General features: G+C 42.0%; 11 protein-coding genes and 10 tRNA genes. 1 reads left to right on the forward strand and 20 read right to left on the reverse strand.

Going from position 1 to position 17,935, the window contains the following annotated elements; all coding sequences use genetic code 11:
- Positions 1–92: 92 nt before the first annotated feature.
- The 18 genes from CZ809_RS13810 to pncC form a co-directional block, all read right to left on the reverse strand.
- Positions 93–2,945: a M16 family metallopeptidase gene (locus CZ809_RS13810; protein ID WP_080158195.1), complete on the reverse strand. Its 2,853-nt coding sequence runs from the start codon at positions 2,943–2,945 to the stop codon at positions 93–95.
- Positions 2,946–2,958: 13 nt separating this feature from the next.
- Positions 2,959–3,405, reverse strand: coding sequence for a YqaA family protein (locus CZ809_RS13815; protein WP_080158196.1), 447 nt, complete (start codon positions 3,403–3,405; stop codon positions 2,959–2,961).
- Positions 3,406–3,676: 271 nt separating this feature from the next.
- Positions 3,677–3,753, reverse strand: a tRNA-Arg gene (locus tag CZ809_RS13820).
- A 49-nt stretch (positions 3,754–3,802) separates the two neighbouring features.
- Positions 3,803–3,879, reverse strand: a tRNA-Arg gene (locus CZ809_RS13825).
- Positions 3,880–3,928: 49 nt separating this feature from the next.
- Positions 3,929–4,005 (reverse strand) — tRNA-Arg (locus tag CZ809_RS13830).
- A 49-nt stretch (positions 4,006–4,054) separates the two neighbouring features.
- Positions 4,055–4,131 (reverse strand) — tRNA-Arg (locus CZ809_RS13835).
- 49 nt (positions 4,132–4,180) lie between these two features.
- A tRNA-Arg gene (locus tag CZ809_RS13840) sits at positions 4,181–4,257 on the reverse strand.
- Positions 4,258–4,369: 112 nt separating this feature from the next.
- Positions 4,370–4,461: transfer RNA gene (locus CZ809_RS13845), tRNA-Ser, on the reverse strand.
- Positions 4,462–4,518: 57 nt separating this feature from the next.
- Positions 4,519–4,595 (reverse strand) — tRNA-Arg (locus tag CZ809_RS13850).
- Positions 4,596–4,659: 64 nt separating this feature from the next.
- A tRNA-Ser gene (locus CZ809_RS13855) sits at positions 4,660–4,751 on the reverse strand.
- 67 nt (positions 4,752–4,818) lie between these two features.
- A tRNA-Arg gene (locus CZ809_RS13860) sits at positions 4,819–4,895 on the reverse strand.
- 84 nt (positions 4,896–4,979) lie between these two features.
- Positions 4,980–5,071 (reverse strand) — tRNA-Ser (locus tag CZ809_RS13865).
- Between the two features lie 271 nt (positions 5,072–5,342).
- Entirely contained in the window at positions 5,343–5,540 is a 198-nt protein-coding gene (gene csrA, locus CZ809_RS13870) for a carbon storage regulator CsrA (RefSeq protein WP_036793345.1), read from the reverse strand.
- A gap of 84 nt (positions 5,541–5,624) precedes the next feature.
- On the reverse strand, positions 5,625–6,809 hold the full coding sequence (locus CZ809_RS13875) for an aspartate kinase (RefSeq protein ID WP_080158197.1): 1,185 nt from the start codon (positions 6,807–6,809) through the stop codon (positions 5,625–5,627).
- A gap of 16 nt (positions 6,810–6,825) precedes the next feature.
- Positions 6,826–9,447 (reverse strand): alanine--tRNA ligase, encoded by a 2,622-nt coding sequence (gene alaS / locus CZ809_RS13880; RefSeq protein WP_080158198.1) that lies wholly within the window; start codon positions 9,445–9,447, stop codon positions 6,826–6,828.
- Between the two features lie 354 nt (positions 9,448–9,801).
- Positions 9,802–11,031, reverse strand: coding sequence for a voltage-gated potassium channel protein (gene kch, locus CZ809_RS13885; protein WP_080158199.1), 1,230 nt, complete (start codon positions 11,029–11,031; stop codon positions 9,802–9,804).
- Between the two features lie 225 nt (positions 11,032–11,256).
- Entirely contained in the window at positions 11,257–12,309 is a 1,053-nt protein-coding gene (gene recA / locus CZ809_RS13890) for a recombinase RecA (RefSeq protein ID WP_080158200.1), read from the reverse strand.
- 127 nt (positions 12,310–12,436) lie between these two features.
- Positions 12,437–12,934 carry a nicotinamide-nucleotide amidase gene (gene pncC / locus CZ809_RS13895; RefSeq protein WP_080158201.1) on the reverse strand — a complete coding sequence of 166 codons (498 nt, stop codon included), beginning with the start codon at positions 12,932–12,934 and terminating at the stop codon, positions 12,437–12,439.
- 213 nt (positions 12,935–13,147) lie between these two features.
- Between pncC and mutS the strand changes: the two genes are divergently transcribed.
- Positions 13,148–15,730: a DNA mismatch repair protein MutS gene (gene mutS, locus CZ809_RS13900; protein ID WP_080158387.1), complete on the forward strand. Its 2,583-nt coding sequence runs from the start codon at positions 13,148–13,150 to the stop codon at positions 15,728–15,730.
- Positions 15,731–15,929: 199 nt separating this feature from the next.
- Here mutS and rpoS read toward each other — a convergent pair whose 3' ends face one another.
- Together rpoS and CZ809_RS13910 are read right to left on the reverse strand one after the other, a co-directional pair.
- Positions 15,930–16,922: an RNA polymerase sigma factor RpoS gene (rpoS, locus tag CZ809_RS13905; protein ID WP_080158202.1), complete on the reverse strand. Its 993-nt coding sequence runs from the start codon at positions 16,920–16,922 to the stop codon at positions 15,930–15,932.
- A gap of 89 nt (positions 16,923–17,011) precedes the next feature.
- Positions 17,012–17,935, reverse strand: coding sequence for a peptidoglycan DD-metalloendopeptidase family protein (locus CZ809_RS13910; RefSeq protein WP_080158388.1), 924 nt, complete (start codon positions 17,933–17,935; stop codon positions 17,012–17,014).

Raw genomic sequence — 17,935 nt, forward strand, 5'->3', positions numbered from 1 at the left:
TTACCATGCTTTATAGTATTAATCATTGTGAAACATATGCACTACACAGTAACAGTCTTTAACTTAATAAAGACTGATACTGTGAGTCTATATTACTGATTAAGTGCTAATTGATGAATAGGTAAATCTAAGGTCTTTAATTGTGGTAATAATGCTTTTGCATCCCCAACAATAACTATTTGATAATCTTTAGGGTTAAACCACTTTTTCGCTAATTTATCCATTTCAGATTTCGTAATTGTCGCCACAATCTGGTTTCGTTGAGCCACAAAATCTTTGGGTAGATCATAATTAAGTATGGTACCTAATAACGCCGCTTTTTTAGCTGGCGTTTCATAGCTTAATGCATCTTGTTGACCAACAGCTAACCGCATAAATTTCACTTCTTTATCCGTTAAACCCGTCATGCTCATGCGTTTTAATTCCGCCATAAACTCTTTGATCGCGGGCAAGGTTGCATTCGCACGTACTTGCGCATAAAAACTTGCCATACCAATTTCACGTCCACCGGTTAAATACCCGCCAGCACCATAGGTATAGCCTTTATCTTCACGCAAGTTCATATTTAAACGGCTATTAAAATTACCCGCTAAATTGAAATTAGCCAACTGGGTCTTAAATAACTCACCCGTAGCATCATAAGCTAAGCCTTGACGCACAAATCGAATCACCGTTTGTGGCGCATGGGGTTTATTCACTAACCATACAGCTTGTTGTGATAGCTGAGGCAATATTGGCGTCGAGAATACAGGTTTAGGTTGTCCTTTCCATGCAGCTAAAGGTGCTAAATCGGTATTTAACGTTGTTGAGCTAATATCACCAACAACAACAACATCAGCACCATTAGGAGTGTAATAACGCTGATAGAAGTCCTTAACATCTTGTAATGTAATATTATTAATCGATGCTTGAGTCCCTTCTGTCGAACGGCTAAATACCGTGCCTTTAAACAACACATCACGCGTAGCTTGGCTTGCTAACCAGTCAGCACTTTGATGTTCATAAACAATGCTTTCAAGCATCTGTTTCTTTAAGCGTTTAAAATCAGACGCTGTAAAATTAGGCATCAATAGTCGTTGTTCAAACAAAGCCAGTGTTTGAGGTAGATTCTTCGTCAGCGTAGTTAATGAAATTGTAGAGCCATAAAGTCCAGCATTAACAGTAATACTACTGCCTAAGGTATCCAGTTGTGATGCCATCGCTTCCGCAGTTAACTTCTCGGTGCCTTCATTCATCATCGCGGCGGTCAATTGTGCTAATCCCGCTTTACCTTCAGGCTCAACTCGGCGTCCTGCTGGCACCTCTAACTGTAAAGTAATAGTTGGGGTTTCTTTATATTCAGTCCCAATAACATTAATGCCATTGGCTAATTTAAATTCATATAAACTTGGCATCACTGCCTTAACTGGGGTCGATGCTTGTGGCATCACACTACGATCAAAGTTATCTGTTACCGTTCGATAAGCCAGATCTTGTTCTTTGATCTTATGGTGTTGAGATAAATGGCGAGGAGCAGGCGTAAAGTTAGGCTGCGCAGCCTGTAGTTGTAATTGCCCCTTAGGTACCACGCTTAAACTCACGCTTGGCTGCTGGTATAGGTATTTATTGTAAGCAGCCATCACACTATCAGTCGTGACTCGATTAACATTTGCGAGCTCTGTCGGTAAATAGTTAGGGTTACCAAAAAAGGTTTGATAAGCCGCTAATTGTGATACTTTTCCTGCCACACTTTGCAAACCATAAATGGCACTTGCAGCAACGGAGCCTTTAATTTCATTCAGTTGTTGAGAGTTAATACCTTGAGTTTCAATACTATTAACAACAGCCATCACCTTAGTACGCAGTTGCTTTAAATTACCCTGATTACCACTTGGAGCCATAGCATAAACATACATAGTACATGCTAGCTCAGCACAATCTTGAAAAGCGCCGGCATCAACAGCATCACCAGTCTTAACTAATTTTTGATACAGTAAGCTATTAGTACCACTACCAATAATTTGTCCAAGCATATCCAATGACGACTGATCTTTAGCCCCTAGATAGGCGGTCGGCCAACCCATCATTAGCATCGGCTGCTGAATATTATCTTCAAGGGTAATAAAACGATTATGCGCTAATTTTGCGGGTTTTTTCGGTGCATCTTCAACTTCAGGACCACGTGGAATCGAGCCAAAATATTGATTAACCCATGCTAATGTTTGGGCTTTATTAATATCACCACCAATGGTGAGCGTTGCATTATTAGGCCCATACCAACGCAAGAAAAAGGCTTTAAGATCATTAACATCAACCCGATCAAGATCTTCTACATAACCAATGGTTTGCCATGAATATGGATGACTACGTGGATATAGTGCCTCGCCCATTTTCTCATAAATCAACCCATAAGGACGATTTTCAAAGTTCTGAGCACGCTCATTTTTAACCGTTGAGCGTTGAATTTCAAATTTACGCTGCGACACCGCATCTAATAAAAAGCCCATACGATCAGACTCTAACCACAGCATTTTTTGGAGTTGATTGGCGGGTACCGTTTCGTAATAATTAGTACGATCACGGTTAGTGCTACCATTAAGGGTACCACCGGCTTCAGTTATTAAACGAAAATGCTGTTGATCGCCAACATGTTTTGAGCCTTGGAACATCATATGTTCAAAGAAATGGGCAAAACCTGACTTTCCTTGCTGTTCACGTGCAGAGCCGACATGATAAGTAACATCGACATTCACCAGTGGATCTGAATCATCAGGCGACAAAATAACGATAAGTCCATTTGCCAATTGATATTTACTGTAAGGAATGACAGCTTTACCTGATACCGCCTTCACTTGCTCAATAAATTTAACGCCTTGCGGTAAATTATTATTTAATGAAGTCTCTTCGCTCCATTGACTACAGCCAGCTAATGACAGTAATGCTGCACTTAAAACCCACTTTTGCACGTTAATATCTTCCTTACACAGATAATCCGGGAAATAACCCTAGCACAATCACGGCCAAGGCAACATAGCGGATCATTTTCCCAATAAAAATAGCGACAGCACACCACCAAAAACGCATTCGCAACCATCCGGCGGCTAAACATAATGGATCACCAATCAATGGCATCCAGCTTAACAGTAAGCTCCAATAACCGTATTTCTTTAACCATAATAATGCATTATTGCTGTGTTTATTGTCTGCTGTCTTATCTGGCAGTAATAAACCTAACCAATAATTAGTTAAACCACCAAGGGTATTACCAATGGTCACCACGGCCACAATTTGCCAAACAGGATTATCTCCTACCTTTAACGCCGCAATAAGATTAGCCTCAGAGCCGCCAGGTAGTAACGTCGCACTTAAAAACCCCGTCGCAAACAGTACCCATAATCCAAGATCACCGTTCATTAATTCTGTCATTAAGTTGTTATCTCATTAATTAACAATACACATTCCACCATCACTTAATCTATTACGTTTCAATCATACAAACTATTTAACGTTGATAATACCAAGTCGATTAATCGGTTGTTATTTAGTCTTTTATTTCATAGTGCAATGGCGATGAAAAATGGATTTTAGCCATAAGCCAGCCAGTCACTCAGAAGGGTATTTTTTTAAAAGAAAAGGTAATAAAACGATCAAAATGGAGGCATAAAAAAAGCCCAGCCTAAGCTGAGCTTTTAAATGATGGTGCGCGCGGGAGGATTCGAACCTCCGACCGCCTGGTTCGTAGCCAAGTACTCTATCCAGCTGAGCTACGCGCGCACTAATTCTGTTACAACAACAAACATTGAGGTCTATTGCTTTTAAATGATGGTGCGCGCGGGAGGATTCGAACCTCCGACCGCCTGGTTCGTAGCCAAGTACTCTATCCAGCTGAGCTACGCGCGCACTAATTCTGTTACAACAACAAACATTGAGGTCTATTGCTTTTAAATGATGGTGCGCGCGGGAGGATTCGAACCTCCGACCGCCTGGTTCGTAGCCAAGTACTCTATCCAGCTGAGCTACGCGCGCACTAATTCTGTTACAACAACAGACATTGAGGTCTATTGCTTTTAAATGATGGTGCGCGCGGGAGGATTCGAACCTCCGACCGCCTGGTTCGTAGCCAAGTACTCTATCCAGCTGAGCTACGCGCGCACTAATTCTGTTACAACAACAAACATTGAGGTCTATTGCTTTTAAATGATGGTGCGCGCGGGAGGATTCGAACCTCCGACCGCCTGGTTCGTAGCCAAGTACTCTATCCAGCTGAGCTACGCGCGCACTGGGTTTCTTTTTTGGGAATTCATTCCCAGAAACCATTCCTTTTAGCTATAAAAGGAATTATGCAATCGCCAAATCTTACCTTGCGGTAATTTTTAACAAAAGCAAAGAATGGCGGTGAAGGAGGGATTCGAACCCTCGATACGGGATAAACCGTATACTCCCTTAGCAGGGGAGCGCCTTCAGCCTCTCGGCCACCTCACCACACAAATTGGTATAAGTAACACGTTAATTTATATTATTAACCTATTGCTTAAATAATGGTGCGCGCGGGAGGATTCGAACCTCCGACCGCCTGGTTCGTAGCCAAGTACTCTATCCAGCTGAGCTACGCGCGCACTGGGTGTTTCTTGCTAAAGAAAACACCATATTGATATCAACATCGTTGCCATCAATAAAGAATGGCGGTGAAGGAGGGATTCGAACCCTCGATACGGGATAAACCGTATACTCCCTTAGCAGGGGAGCGCCTTCAGCCTCTCGGCCACCTCACCACACAATTCGGTGCAAGTAACAAGTGATACTAGTCGCTAAAACTAACATGACTCATTGCTTAAATAATGGTGCGCGCGGGAGGATTCGAACCTCCGACCGCCTGGTTCGTAGCCAAGTACTCTATCCAGCTGAGCTACGCGCGCACTGTGCTTCGTTACCGTTGCATTATCCCAAATTAAGATAATTAAATCAATAAGAAAGCGTTCACAATATCCATTAAAAAATAATGGCGGTGAAGGAGGGATTCGAACCCTCGATACGGGATAAACCGTATACTCCCTTAGCAGGGGAGCGCCTTCAGCCTCTCGGCCACCTCACCACGTTGTGGAGGCACATATTACTGTTAGCCCAAAATAAGTCAAACACTTTATTGATAAAAACCAATACTCGCTGCACGAATGAACACTTAGTAAGCAATGCGATAATTAATGCAACGTAACCAGAAAAATATTCACTTTATGGGATTGATCAGGTATTCAAAAATGGGCCCCAAAAACATCGCCTTTGACTCTATTTAATCACGACTTACAGGATGTTACTTTTCTACAGGCACAAAAAAGGCCAGGATAATTATCCTAGCCCTCTTCGAATCAGTAGTTACCAGTACTCGGAGTACCAGCTTCTTTTTCTGCTTGAATTCGCATGTATATTTCTTCACGGTGAACAGATACTTCTTTAGGTGCGTTAACACCAATACGTACCTGATTTCCTTTAACACCAAGAACAGTAACAGTTACTTCGTCACCGATCATTAGAGTTTCACCTACACGACGTGTTAAAATTAGCATTCGAGTGCTCCTTGAGTAATCTCAGTCTTATAAGAATTTAACGTTTTATCCAATAAAATTCACAATTTCGTAAATAGCCGTGGCTCAAGAAACAGCAAGATGCGATAGATTACCGAAACACGGGTTATCGACCACAAATTTTTCATGGATTAAATCAACAGCTGTAAGATGATCATCTTCATTAATCAATAAAGATAAACATTTCTTATCACCCTGATATGTATGCACTGTAATGCCAGCCTCTTGCAGCACCTTTTGAATTGACTCCAAATGTTGCTGAATATCCTTTCCAATCAAGGAAAGTATAGAGACCATACCAATATGGCGCATTTTGCTATCAAACACTAGCCTTAAACGCGCTAAATCATCATTAGAAATGACGATTTGTGATATGTCATCACTAGAATTAGTTGATAAATTCCAAGCTGTCAAACCATATAAGTCCAACTGCTCATTAAGAACAGTTGCTGGTAGTGTAATGTTAACTAAAACCTGCTGCCTTTGGAGCGCAACGCCAATGATGTTTTGATTACTCATTACATCAAAATTCACTAACGTTCCCTGCCCTTCCTCAAATGAAGAAAGAACTCGTAATGGAACGCGATGTTGGCATGCATACTCTACAGACTGTAATTGTAGCACTTTTGCCCCTAGGCGCGCCATGCAAGTCATGTAATCAAAGTGAATAACATCCAAACGAGCCGCACTTGGTACAATTCTTGGATCGGTAGAATACACTCCGTCAACATCTGTGAAGATTTGACATTCGTCGGCATTAAGCGCACTTGCAATAGCAACCGCAGTGGTATCTGACCCGCCACGCCCCAAGGTTGTGATATTGCCATCGATATCACGCCCTTGGAAACCGGCCACGACAACAATGTTGTCTTGGCCAAGTAATGTGGTCATATTCTGGGTTTCAACCTCATGGATTGTGGCATTATTAAAGTTGCTATCAGTATGGATAACAACTTGATCTGCCGTCAATGAGGTCGCACTATAGCCTCGTTTATTCAACGCCATAGCTAATAAGGCAATTGATACTTGTTCACCCGCAGCAAGTAAAACATCTAACTCTCGCGGTGTAGGAATCGCATCAATTTGCTTAGCTAAGCCCAATAGCCGATTAGTTTCACCAGCCATTGCAGACAATACAACAACCACTTGGTGGCCACACTGGCGAGCTTTTATCACTCGCTCAGCAACGGCTTCTATTCGTTCAATACTACCAACTGATGTACCACCAAATTTCTGCACTAATAGTGCCACATTACCTCTCCAGTGATTACAGTTTGTCAGCTAGCCATGGTGCAACAGTTTCTAATGCCGCAGGCAATGCTGCTGCGTCAGTACCACCAGCTTGTGCCATATCAGGACGACCGCCGCCCTTACCACCAACTTGCAATGCAACCAAATTAACTAGCTCACCCGCTTTGACTTTGCCAATTAAATCTTTAGTCACACCAGCGATTAAACCGACTTTACCTTCGCTAACATTACCTAATAACACCACACCACTGCCTAGTTGATTTTTTAACTCATCAACCATGCCACGTAATGCTTTGTTATCAGCGCCGTCAAGTTTCGCAATTAACACTTTAACGCCATTAATTTCTTGCGCTTTATTGATTAAGCTTGCGCCTTCTTGCGCAGCTAACTTGTCTTTTAGTTGCTGAATTTCTTTTTCTAGTTGTTTGCTGTGTGATACTAAGGCATCCACTTTGCTAACAACAGACGCCACGTCAGACTTCACTAAACGTGCAGTTTTCGCAAGCATCATGTCTTCAGTGTGCATTGCCGCAATTGCGCCTACGCCAGTTACCGCTTCAATACGGCGAATACCCGCAGCGATACCACTTTCAGATAAGATCTTAAACAGACCAATATCACCAGTACGGTTAGCGTGAACACCACCACAAAGCTCCGTTGAGAAATCACCCATGCTCAGTACACGTACTTCGTCATCGTATTTCTCACCAAACAATGCCATCGCGCCTTTTGCTTTCGCAGCATCAATGTCCATGATGTTGGTATCAATGCTATGGTTAGCACGAATTTGTTCGTTAACCATATTCTCAACAGCACGTAATTGTTCAGGTTTAACTGCTTCTAGGTTTGAGAAGTCAAAACGAAGGCTATCCGCTTTTACTAATGAACCTTTTTGAGCAACATGATCACCTAAAATAGTACGCAATGCTGCATGCATTAAGTGCGTTGCTGAGTGGTTAAGGCTAATCGCTTGGCGACGCTCAGAGTCAACAGCAGCAGTCAATGATTGACCCACTGTTAATGAACCTTCAACTAATTGACCTTTATGACCCGTTGCAGCACCAAATTTTTGCGTATCAGCAACGTTGAACACCACACCTTCAGCCGTTAATAAACCGCTATCACCACACTGGCCGCCTGATTCTGCATAAAATGGTGTGTTTGATAATACAACCAATGCATCTTCGCCAGCATTAATGGTGTCAACAGCATTACCATCGCGATATAGCGCAACAATCACACCTTCGCCATCCGTCGCGCTGTAACCACAGAACGTCGTTTCAGCATCCACTTTGATAGCGTCATTGTAGTCAACACCAAAGTTACCCGCATCACGAGCACGTTGACGTTGAGCTGCCATTGCTGTTTCAAAACCGTCTTCGTCGATTGAGAAGCCACGCTCACGAGCAACATCGTTAGTTAAATCCGCAGGGAAACCATAGGTATCATAAAGTTTAAATACCGTTTCACCGTCAAGTACATTACCGTCGATGTTATCTAATGCTTCATTAAGAATAGTTAGACCACGATCAAGGGTACGACTAAAGTTATCTTCTTCAATCTTTAATACTTTTTCTACTAGCTCTTGTTGTGCTTTTAGCTCAACGCCAGCCGAACCCATGATCTCAGCCAATGGGCCAACAAGTTTGTAGAAGAATACGCCCTCTGCACCTAGCTTGTTACCGTGACGTACTGCACGACGAATAATACGGCGTAATACATAACCACGGCCTTCATTTGATGGCATTACACCGTCAGCAATAAGGAAAGCACAAGAACGAATATGGTCAGCAACAACGCGTAGTGATTGATTAGACAAGTCGTCATACCCAATAACCGCAGCTGCTTCTTTAATTAGTGTTTGGAAGATATCGATTTCGTAGTTTGAGTGTACACCCTGCATGATTGCAGCAATACGCTCAATACCCATACCTGTATCAACAGAAGGCTTAGGTAGCGGTTCCATTGTACCGTCAGCTTGACGGTTGAACTGCATAAATACGTTATTCCAGATCTCGATGAAACGGTCACCATCTTCTTCTGGTGTACCTGGACGGCCACCCCAGATGTGATCACCGTGATCATAAAAGATTTCAGTACATGGACCACAAGGACCAGTATCGCCCATTTGCCAGAAGTTATCTGAAGCAAAAGGTGCACCTTTGTTGTCACCAATACGTACGATGCGATCCGCTGGAATACCAATTTCTTTATTCCAGATTTCAAACGCTTCATCATCACTTTCATAGATAGTAACAACAAGACGATCTTCAGGAAGCTTTAGCTCTTTGGTTAAAAATTCCCACGCATAACCAATTGCATCATGCTTGAAGTAATCACCGAAGCTGAAGTTACCTAACATCTCAAAGAAAGTATGGTGACGGGCTGTAAAGCCTACATTTTCAAGGTCGTTGTGTTTACCGCCCGCACGCACACAACGCTGAGCGCTTGTCGCACGTGTGTAGTTACGCTTTTCAAGACCTAGAAATGTATCTTTAAACTGGTTCATACCTGCGTTAGTGAACAACAACGTTGGGTCATTCGCAGGTACAAGAGATGAGCTTTCCACGATCTGGTGGCCTTTGCTCTCGAAAAATGCAAGATACGCGCGGCGAATCTCATCAGTGCTCATGTACATTGGCAAATCCTGAATTAATGCTTGGAATAGAAAGACAGAAAAACGCCTCATGACGAATTTCTTCGATAACCGTTCAGCCCTCAAACCACAGGAACAATGAACAATCACCATCTAATAATAAAACTAAGATAAATTTTTTGGGGGCTATTGTAAAACAACGGTAGCTATTACGGGAAATGATATGTGCCGAAATGTATCAAATAATCCCCATTGGAACACCGTCTCGATATTGTTCCCGCATGTAAACTATTCATTTACCCTATGAGCTAATACCTATAATGGCGATAAATTAAGCATTATCGCCATTGTCGTTCCATGTAGCATCGATGTTTTTAAAAAGTGAATGCATTAATATTATTTATTAATTTCTTTTTCTGACAGCCCTTGTACTGAATGCAATAGCGATGCCACGATAGAGTCACTATCGATACTTTCACCATTTAATAACCGTGCCAGAATATCACTTGCAAACTGCTGCGGTGAAATCACAATGTCAGGATTAACACTTTTCACTTTATTTATATTTTTACTTTCGTTTACCAGTGCAACTGTTCGTGCTGAACTGGCTAATTCAATCGCTGATAACACAATAAATGCATTGTCAGCATCATCATCACTCAGTGCCAGTACGGCCTTGGCATTCATCACCCCAGCCTGAGTTAAAATAGCGCCATCACTGTAATCACCAACGACCACATCTAACCCCTCCAACTGATCTTTAGCGACTTGCTGAATACGAGGCGATACGATCACCGTAATAGGTTGCTTACGTTCGGTTAATTGCTTAATGGTATTCACAGCGAGGCTGGATAAACCACAAATTATAAAGTGATTAGTACGATCCATTTTTTTACTATTACCTTTAACTAGTCGTTCAAAACCACTATGAACAACAGGGCCTAACACTGACGTTGCCGATGTGGCAAAGACGGTAATACCAGACACAACAACTGAAATAGTAAATAATCGTGCTGGCTCAGAAACAGGAACTATATCGCCATATCCCACCGTAGACATAGTTTCTATCGCATAATAAAACGCGGTCAATAAACTGGTGATCTTGGGATTAAATCCATCGCCAAAATACAATGCACCATAGGTTGATGTTAATAATAGAGTGATCACACTGATTAACGCAAAGATACTACCGGCGGCAACACTGCTTTTAGAAAAGTATTTACGCACCATAAATAAGAGAATTAACGAGGCAATTCCATAATGAATATTATGCGTTTGCTGAGGATGAATATGATCAGTATAAAAAATATTGATCAACATTAAGATAAAACTGATCATCCACGATATTCGTGCTCTAAAAAACAGACCTACCGAACTCATAACAATAAAAACACCTAACATAAAGTAAGGCGCATTAATCAAAAAGCTCGCATTTATCTGCTCATAATCTCGAACGTTAAACAGCGTTAACAAATCAATCGGTAATCCGTAAATCGTATGAAAAATAAGACCACTATTACCGAGAACAAATAAAGCCACAAAAATATGGCGCAGCGTGTAAAGCCATTTAGTAAACCGTCGAATAATATTCCCGATCCAACGTATTAACGACACGTGTTCTTTCATTACAAATACGCCTACCTACTAAACCTGAGGACTCAATTCAATGACCAATAAAAATAACGCTAACTATCAACTTGGCATATTAAAGCAGAAAACACGCTAAATTTGTCAATTAAATTAGCGTCTATAAATATCATTATTACTTAAATTGAGCCCATAAAAAAACCCAGCACAATGGCTGGGTTTCTATCGACGTATTATATATAGATACGCTAAATAGTCGTTTGATTAAAAAGCATCACCGTCTTCAGCATCAAGAGCTGCAACATCTGGTGTTTCTGTTTCAGCAACGGCAGGCGTTAGCAGTAAATCACGCAATTTTTTCTCAATCTCAGCAGCAATTTCAGGGTTTTCAACAAGGTATTTGCAAGAGTTTGCTTTACCTTGACCGATTTTATTGCCTTGGTAGCTATACCAAGCACCTGCTTTTTCAACTAATTTATGCTTAACACCCAGGTCAATTAATTCACCATTACGGTTAAAACCTTGGCCATACAAAATCTGTGTTTCCGCTTGCTTAAACGGTGCCGCTATTTTGTTCTTAACAACTTTTATGCGGGTTTCGTTACCTACAACTTCATCACCATCTTTAATTGCGCCAGTACGACGAATATCAAGACGAACAGAAGCATAAAACTTCAATGCGTTGCCACCCGTTGTCGTTTCTGGATTACCAAACATTACACCAATTTTCATACGAATTTGGTTAATGAAGATACACATACAGTTAGACTGTTTAAGGTTACCGGTTAATTTACGCATTGCCTGTGACAACATACGTGCTTGTAAGCCCATATGTGAATCACCCATTTCACCTTCAATTTCAGCTTTTGGTGTAAGGGCTGCTACGGAGTCAACAACGATTAAGTCAACCGCACCTGAACGAGCTAGTGCATCAACGATTTCTAATGCTTGCTCACCGGTATCGGGTTGAGAAACAAGAAGTTGGTTAATATCAACACCCAGTTTTTCCGCATAAATTGGATCGAGTGCGTGTTCAGCATCAATAAATGCACACGTCTTACCTGCTTTTTGAGCCGCGGCAATCGTTTCTAAGGTTAAGGTTGTTTTACCTGAAGATTCTGGGCCGTAGATTTCTACGATACGTCCCATTGGTAGACCACCAGCACCGAGTGCAATATCAAGTGATAATGAACCCGTTGAAACAGTTTCGATATCCATAGTACGGTTATCGCCCAATTTCATAATTGAACCTTTACCGAACTGCTTCTCAATCTGGCCTAACGCTGCGGCAAGAGCCTTTTGCTTGTTATCGTCCATTCGACTCTCCAACGGATGCTAAAATAAAGTAACTAAACTGGGTATGAGACTTAGTATACTGTCTATTCATACAGTGTCTAGTTCTGGTTTGTTTTTTTTTGTTAAATACGATTTTTTAAGAATAGGATCACGAATCCATCACCTTATTAATACGACAAATCAAACCTGATAATGCTTCTGCTATCGCTTGTTGTCTAACTTGCTGGCGTGATCCACTGAATAAGCAGCATCGCGTTTGTTGCCAACCCGTCGCATCAGCCCAAGCAAACCATACTGTACCCACAGGCTTATCTTCACTGCCACCATCAGGGCCAGCAATTCCACTGATCGCCACACTAATATCCGCACGTGAAGCAGCTAAAGCGCCGCAAGCCATCTCAAATACAACCGCTTCACTGACTGCCCCAAACTCAATTAGTGCTTGCTCAGTAACGCTTAACATTTGCTTCTTGGCTTCATTGCTATAAGTAATAAATGCGCGATTAAACCATGCAGAGCTTCCCGGAATATCAGTAATAGCAAAAGATACTCCACCACCAGTACAAGACTCGGCGGTGGTTGCCACCCACTGTTTAGCGGTTAGTGCTTCACCAAGTTCATAAGCCAATTGTTCAATATTTACCATGAGTGCCTCCAAGCTGGTCTCTATTTATTGTCTTTAATACATTGATGTATATCAGCTAACTTTACGCCTGTTACTCACCATTGCAAAGATGAGAAAAAAAGTCCAATGGCTACTTTGCCCGATCCACTGATTCACGTATCCTTAGGCTTCATTATTTTATTGGTCGAGCTACGCCAAGTAGTCGACGTTGAACCAGCAAGAGTAGGCAATATCGTGACGATAAAAGGCTTAGAAAAACATACTCCTATGATGCAGCAGTTCCTTCGGATCAAAGCTGAAAACCCTGATATTTTATTGTTCTACCGCATGGGCGACTTCTATGAGATGTTTTTTGATGATGCCAAACGAGCTTCACAATTACTTGATATCTCGCTGACCAAACGTGGCGCAACCAATGGCGAGCCGATTCCAATGGCAGGTGTACCTTACCATGCAGTGGAAGGTTATTTGGCTAAATTGGTTCAACAAGGGGTATCGGTTGCGATCTGTGAGCAGATTGGGGATCCCGCCACCAGCAAAGGTCCTGTAGAGCGTAAAGTTGTCCGTATCGTTACGCCAGGTACCGTCAGTGATGAAGCTTTACTGAACGAACGTCGTGATAACCTTATTGCCGCTATTTATACTGCCAATAATAAATTCGGCTACGCAACGCTTGATATTACCTCTGGCCGCTTTATGTTAACCGAGCCTGCAACTGAAGAAGAAATGCAAGCCGAGCTACAACGCACGAGCCCCGCTGAACTGCTTTATCCTGAAGATTTTACCTATTTACATTTGGTCGAACCGTTCAAAGGTAAACGTCGTCGTCCAATTTGGGAATTTGAATTAGAAACCGCACGCCAACAACTAACATTACAGTTTGGAACGCGTGATTTAGTGGGGTTTGGGGTTGAGAATGCCAACTTAGGCTTATGTGCTGCGGGTTGTTTGATGCAATATGTCAAAGATACCCAACGTACCGCTCTGCCGCATATTCGTGCAATCATCCTTGATACTCAAGATCATGCCGTTATTTTAGATGCCGCAACCCGCCGTAATTTAGAATTAACTCAAAACTTAGCGGGCGGTTTTGATAATACTCTGGCTGAAGTGTTAGATCATACCGCAACCCCAATGGGTAGCCGCTTACTCAAGCGCTGGTTACACCAACCGATTCGCGATCAACACCAATTAAATGGCCGTTTAAATGCCATTGAAGCATTCAAAGACAGTGGCATGTTTGTCGATACGGCAAGTGTCTTACGTCATATGGGTGATTTAGAACGTATTGTCGCTCGATTAGCTTTACGCTCAGCGCGTCCTCGTGATTTAGCGCGTATGCGCACTGCAATGCAATATTTACCTGAATTAGCACAATTATTAGCTGACATTCCACAGCCTCGCATTGGTGAATTAGCACAACACAGTGCGCCAATGGATGATCTATGCCAACTACTCGAGCATGCAATCATCGAAAACCCACCCGTTATTATTCGTGATGGCGGGGTGTTAGCTCCGGGCTATAATGCGGAATTAGATGAATGGCGTGACTTAGCTGATGGTGCTAAACAATATTTAACCGATCTTGAAACCCGTGAACGTGATCGCCACGATATTGATAGTTTAAAAGTGGGCTTTAATCAGGTTCACGGTTTCTTTATTCAGGTCAGCCGTGGTCAAAGCCACTTAGTTCCAGATCACTATATTCGTCGCCAAACCTTAAAAAATGCTGAACGCTATATTATTCCTGAATTAAAAGAGCACGAAGATAAGGTGCTAAATTCAAAATCAAAAGCATTAGCACTTGAGAAAAAGCTGTGGGAAGAATTATTTGATCAATTGTTACCGCATTTAGAACGGTTACAGTTAGCAGCAAGTGCCTTATCTGAATTAGATGTACTAGCAAACTTAGCTGAACGTGCTGATAGTTTAAATTACTGCCGCCCACAATTGACCACCACCACAGGCATTAATATTACTGCGGGTCGTCACCCGGTGGTTGAGCAAGTATTAAGTGAACCGTTTATTGCTAATCCAATCGCGTTACACCAAGATCGTCGCATGTTGATCATTACCGGTCCAAACATGGGCGGTAAATCAACTTACATGCGCCAAACTGCACTGATTGCCTTACTGGCACATGTCGGATCTTTTGTGCCAGCAGAAGCGGTTACTATCGGTCCACTGGATCGTATCTTTACCCGTATTGGCGCATCAGATGATCTTGCGTCTGGTCGTTCAACCTTTATGGTCGAAATGACAGAAACCGCGAATATTCTCCATAATGCAACCAAACACAGTTTAGTGTTAATGGATGAAATTGGCCGAGGCACCAGTACCTATGATGGCTTATCTCTCGCGTGGGCAAGTGCAGAATGGCTAGCAGATAAAATTGCAGCAATGACATTGTTTGCCACTCACTATTTTGAGCTCACTGAATTACCGTCTTTACTTTCAGGCCTCGCCAATGTTCATCTTGATGCGATAGAGCATGGTGACAATATTGCCTTTATGCATAGTGTTCAAGACGGTGCAGCCAGTAAATCTTATGGTTTAGCGGTAGCAAGCCTTGCCGGTGTACCCAAAGCGGTAATCAAACGAGCCAAAATAAAATTAAAGCAATTAGAGGCACTGGGACATCAAAAAGCCCAACCATCAGCAGCAATTGCAGGACAACCACCACGAGAAGAACATCAACTGAGTTTGATTCCAGAGCCAAGCGAAGTCGAAGAAGCATTAACAAATGTTAATCCTGACGAGCTAACGCCGCGCCAAGCATTAGATGAACTGTATCGTTTAAAAGCACTATTACGCTAATATTAAACCGTAATCTATTGAAAACATAACATCAAAAAAGGACGCAAAAGCGTCCTTTTTTATGATTACAATGAGCATTTATTCGCGTAAAAATGTAAATAAAAAGACCGCTAATATTAATACTCACAACGGTGTTGTACTACTATTTCATGATTACAGATTACGACTAACCATAAGATGTCTTAATAAAGCATCTTGATTAAATTTCTTGATTAAAAAGTGACTCAATACTTAACCCTTGATGGGTTAACATATCACGTAAACGACGTAATCCTTCAACCTGAATCTGACGTACTCGCTCACGCGTTAAGCCAATTTCACGACCAACATCTTCTAATGTCGATGCTTCATAACCTAATAAACCAAATCGACGCGCTAATACTTCACGCTGTTTCGGGTTAAGATCTTGTAGCCAATGGACGATTGAATTTTTAATATCGTCATCTTGAGTTGATGTTTCAGGACTACCGCCTTTTTCATCAGGAATAATATCCAGCAAAGCTTTTTCAGAGTCACCACCGATAGGGTTATCGACCGAACTTACACGCTCATTAAGACGTAGCATACGGTTCACATCATCGACAGATTTTTCAAGTTGCTGTGCAATATCTTCAGCGGTTGGCTCATGATCAAGCTTTTGCGCTAATTCACGTGCGGTACGTAAATAAACATTAAGCTCTTTCACAACATGAATCGGTAAGCGAATAGTGCGGGTTTGATTCATGATCGCCCGTTCAATAGTTTGACGGATCCACCATGTCGCATAAGTTGAAAAGCGAAAGCCACGTTCAGGGTCAAATTTTTCAACCGCACGAATCAGCCCTAAATTTCCCTCTTCAACCAGATCAAGTAATGCTAACCCACGATTACTGTAACGACGTGATATTTTCACGACTAAACGAAGATTACTTTCGATCATTCGTTTACGTGCGACTTCATCACCTCGCAATGCACGGCGAGCATACAACACTTCTTCTTCAGCAGTGAGCAAAGGAGAATATCCAATTTCACCCAGATAAAGTTGGGTTGCATCAAGTGCTTTCGCACTTGTCTCATATTTGGAGATATCAACATCTTCTGTCGATGCTGACGTATCAGAATTATTATCAGTTGGCACCACTAAACTATTAAGTTCCATGCTGTCATCTAATGTCAATGATTCAAGTTTTTTGGCTGTGCTGCTTCTACTCATAGCGCCTCCCAGATGGCGAGTTAAAGACATTACAACGTCATGATGTCATCTCTAATTTATACGTTTCTCTCTATTTTTATTATGGCGTACTACTTAGGAAGAAAGCGCATTGGATCGACAGACTTGCCTTTATAGAGAATTTCAAAGTGCAATCTAACGCTTGATGCACCAGAACTACCCATTGTTGCGATTTCCTGGCCAGCTTTAACTGATTGTTGTTCTTTGACTAAGATTTTATCGTTGTGCGCATAAGCACTGAGGTAATCTTCACTGTGCTTAATGATGACTAAGTTACCGTATCCTCGTAGTGCATCACCTGCATAAACGACTTTACCTGCTGAGGTTGCTCGAATTGGAGTACCACGAGCAGCGGTAATATCGATACCTTTATTGCCATTATCTGCATTTGAGAACCCAGCAATAACTTTTCCTTTCACCGGCCAAGCCCAACCAGAACTTGAAACATGTACGGTAGGTTTTGTTACTACGGGTTTAGTTACTACCGGCTTGGTTGTTACAGGTTTGTTAACTTTTGTTTTTTCAGAGTACTCTTTTGCTTTCGGCTTAGCAACTGGTTTATTGGTTGTTTTTTGCACGACAGGTTTTGGTGTTACTGTTTTCGGTAAGGTCTGGGTTACCGTTTTCGTCGTTGAAGGTATAACCAGAGGCGTTACCACAACACTCTTTGACGGGGTTGGGATTGTGCGCGTTGGTACAGTGATATGACTATCCGATGTTGGAATGGCCAATCGTTGTCCCGGATAAATAGTATAGGGATAAGGTAAACGGTTTAGCTTTACGATGTCTTTAACATCGCGCCCCGCCATATAAGAGATAAAATACAGTGTATCTCCTCTCTGAACGGTGTAATAGCGGCCATGAAAGCTACCACGTTGTAGTTGTGAATAATCTTTACTAAGGTTTGAAACAGGCGCAGGCGTATGACTACTACATGCAGATAGCAGCATCACACACGTGGCTGCTAGCAAAGAAGGTTGAATTATTTTTTTCAT

It is taken from the genome of Photobacterium piscicola (genome assembly GCF_900166965.1).
GTDB lineage: Bacteria > Pseudomonadota > Gammaproteobacteria > Enterobacterales > Vibrionaceae > Photobacterium > Photobacterium piscicola.

Coding starts and splice junctions, on each gene's coding strand:
- CZ809_RS13815 (WP_080158196.1), bottom strand. CDS start 3,405: ATGACAGAATTAATGAACGGTGATCTTGGATTATGGGTACTGTTTGCG.
- recA (WP_080158200.1), bottom strand. CDS start 12,309: ATGGACGATAACAAGCAAAAGGCTCTTGCCGCAGCGTTAGGCCAGATT.
- rpoS (WP_080158202.1), bottom strand. CDS start 16,922: ATGAGTAGAAGCAGCACAGCCAAAAAACTTGAATCATTGACATTAGAT.
- kch (WP_080158199.1), bottom strand. CDS start 11,031: ATGAAAGAACACGTGTCGTTAATACGTTGGATCGGGAATATTATTCGA.
- CZ809_RS13910 (WP_080158388.1), bottom strand. CDS start 17,935: ATGAAAAAAATAATTCAACCTTCTTTGCTAGCAGCCACGTGTGTGATG.
- csrA (WP_036793345.1), bottom strand. CDS start 5,540: ATGCTAATTTTAACACGTCGTGTAGGTGAAACTCTAATGATCGGTGAC.
- pncC (WP_080158201.1), bottom strand. CDS start 12,934: ATGGTAAATATTGAACAATTGGCTTATGAACTTGGTGAAGCACTAACC.
- alaS (WP_080158198.1), bottom strand. CDS start 9,447: ATGTACATGAGCACTGATGAGATTCGCCGCGCGTATCTTGCATTTTTC.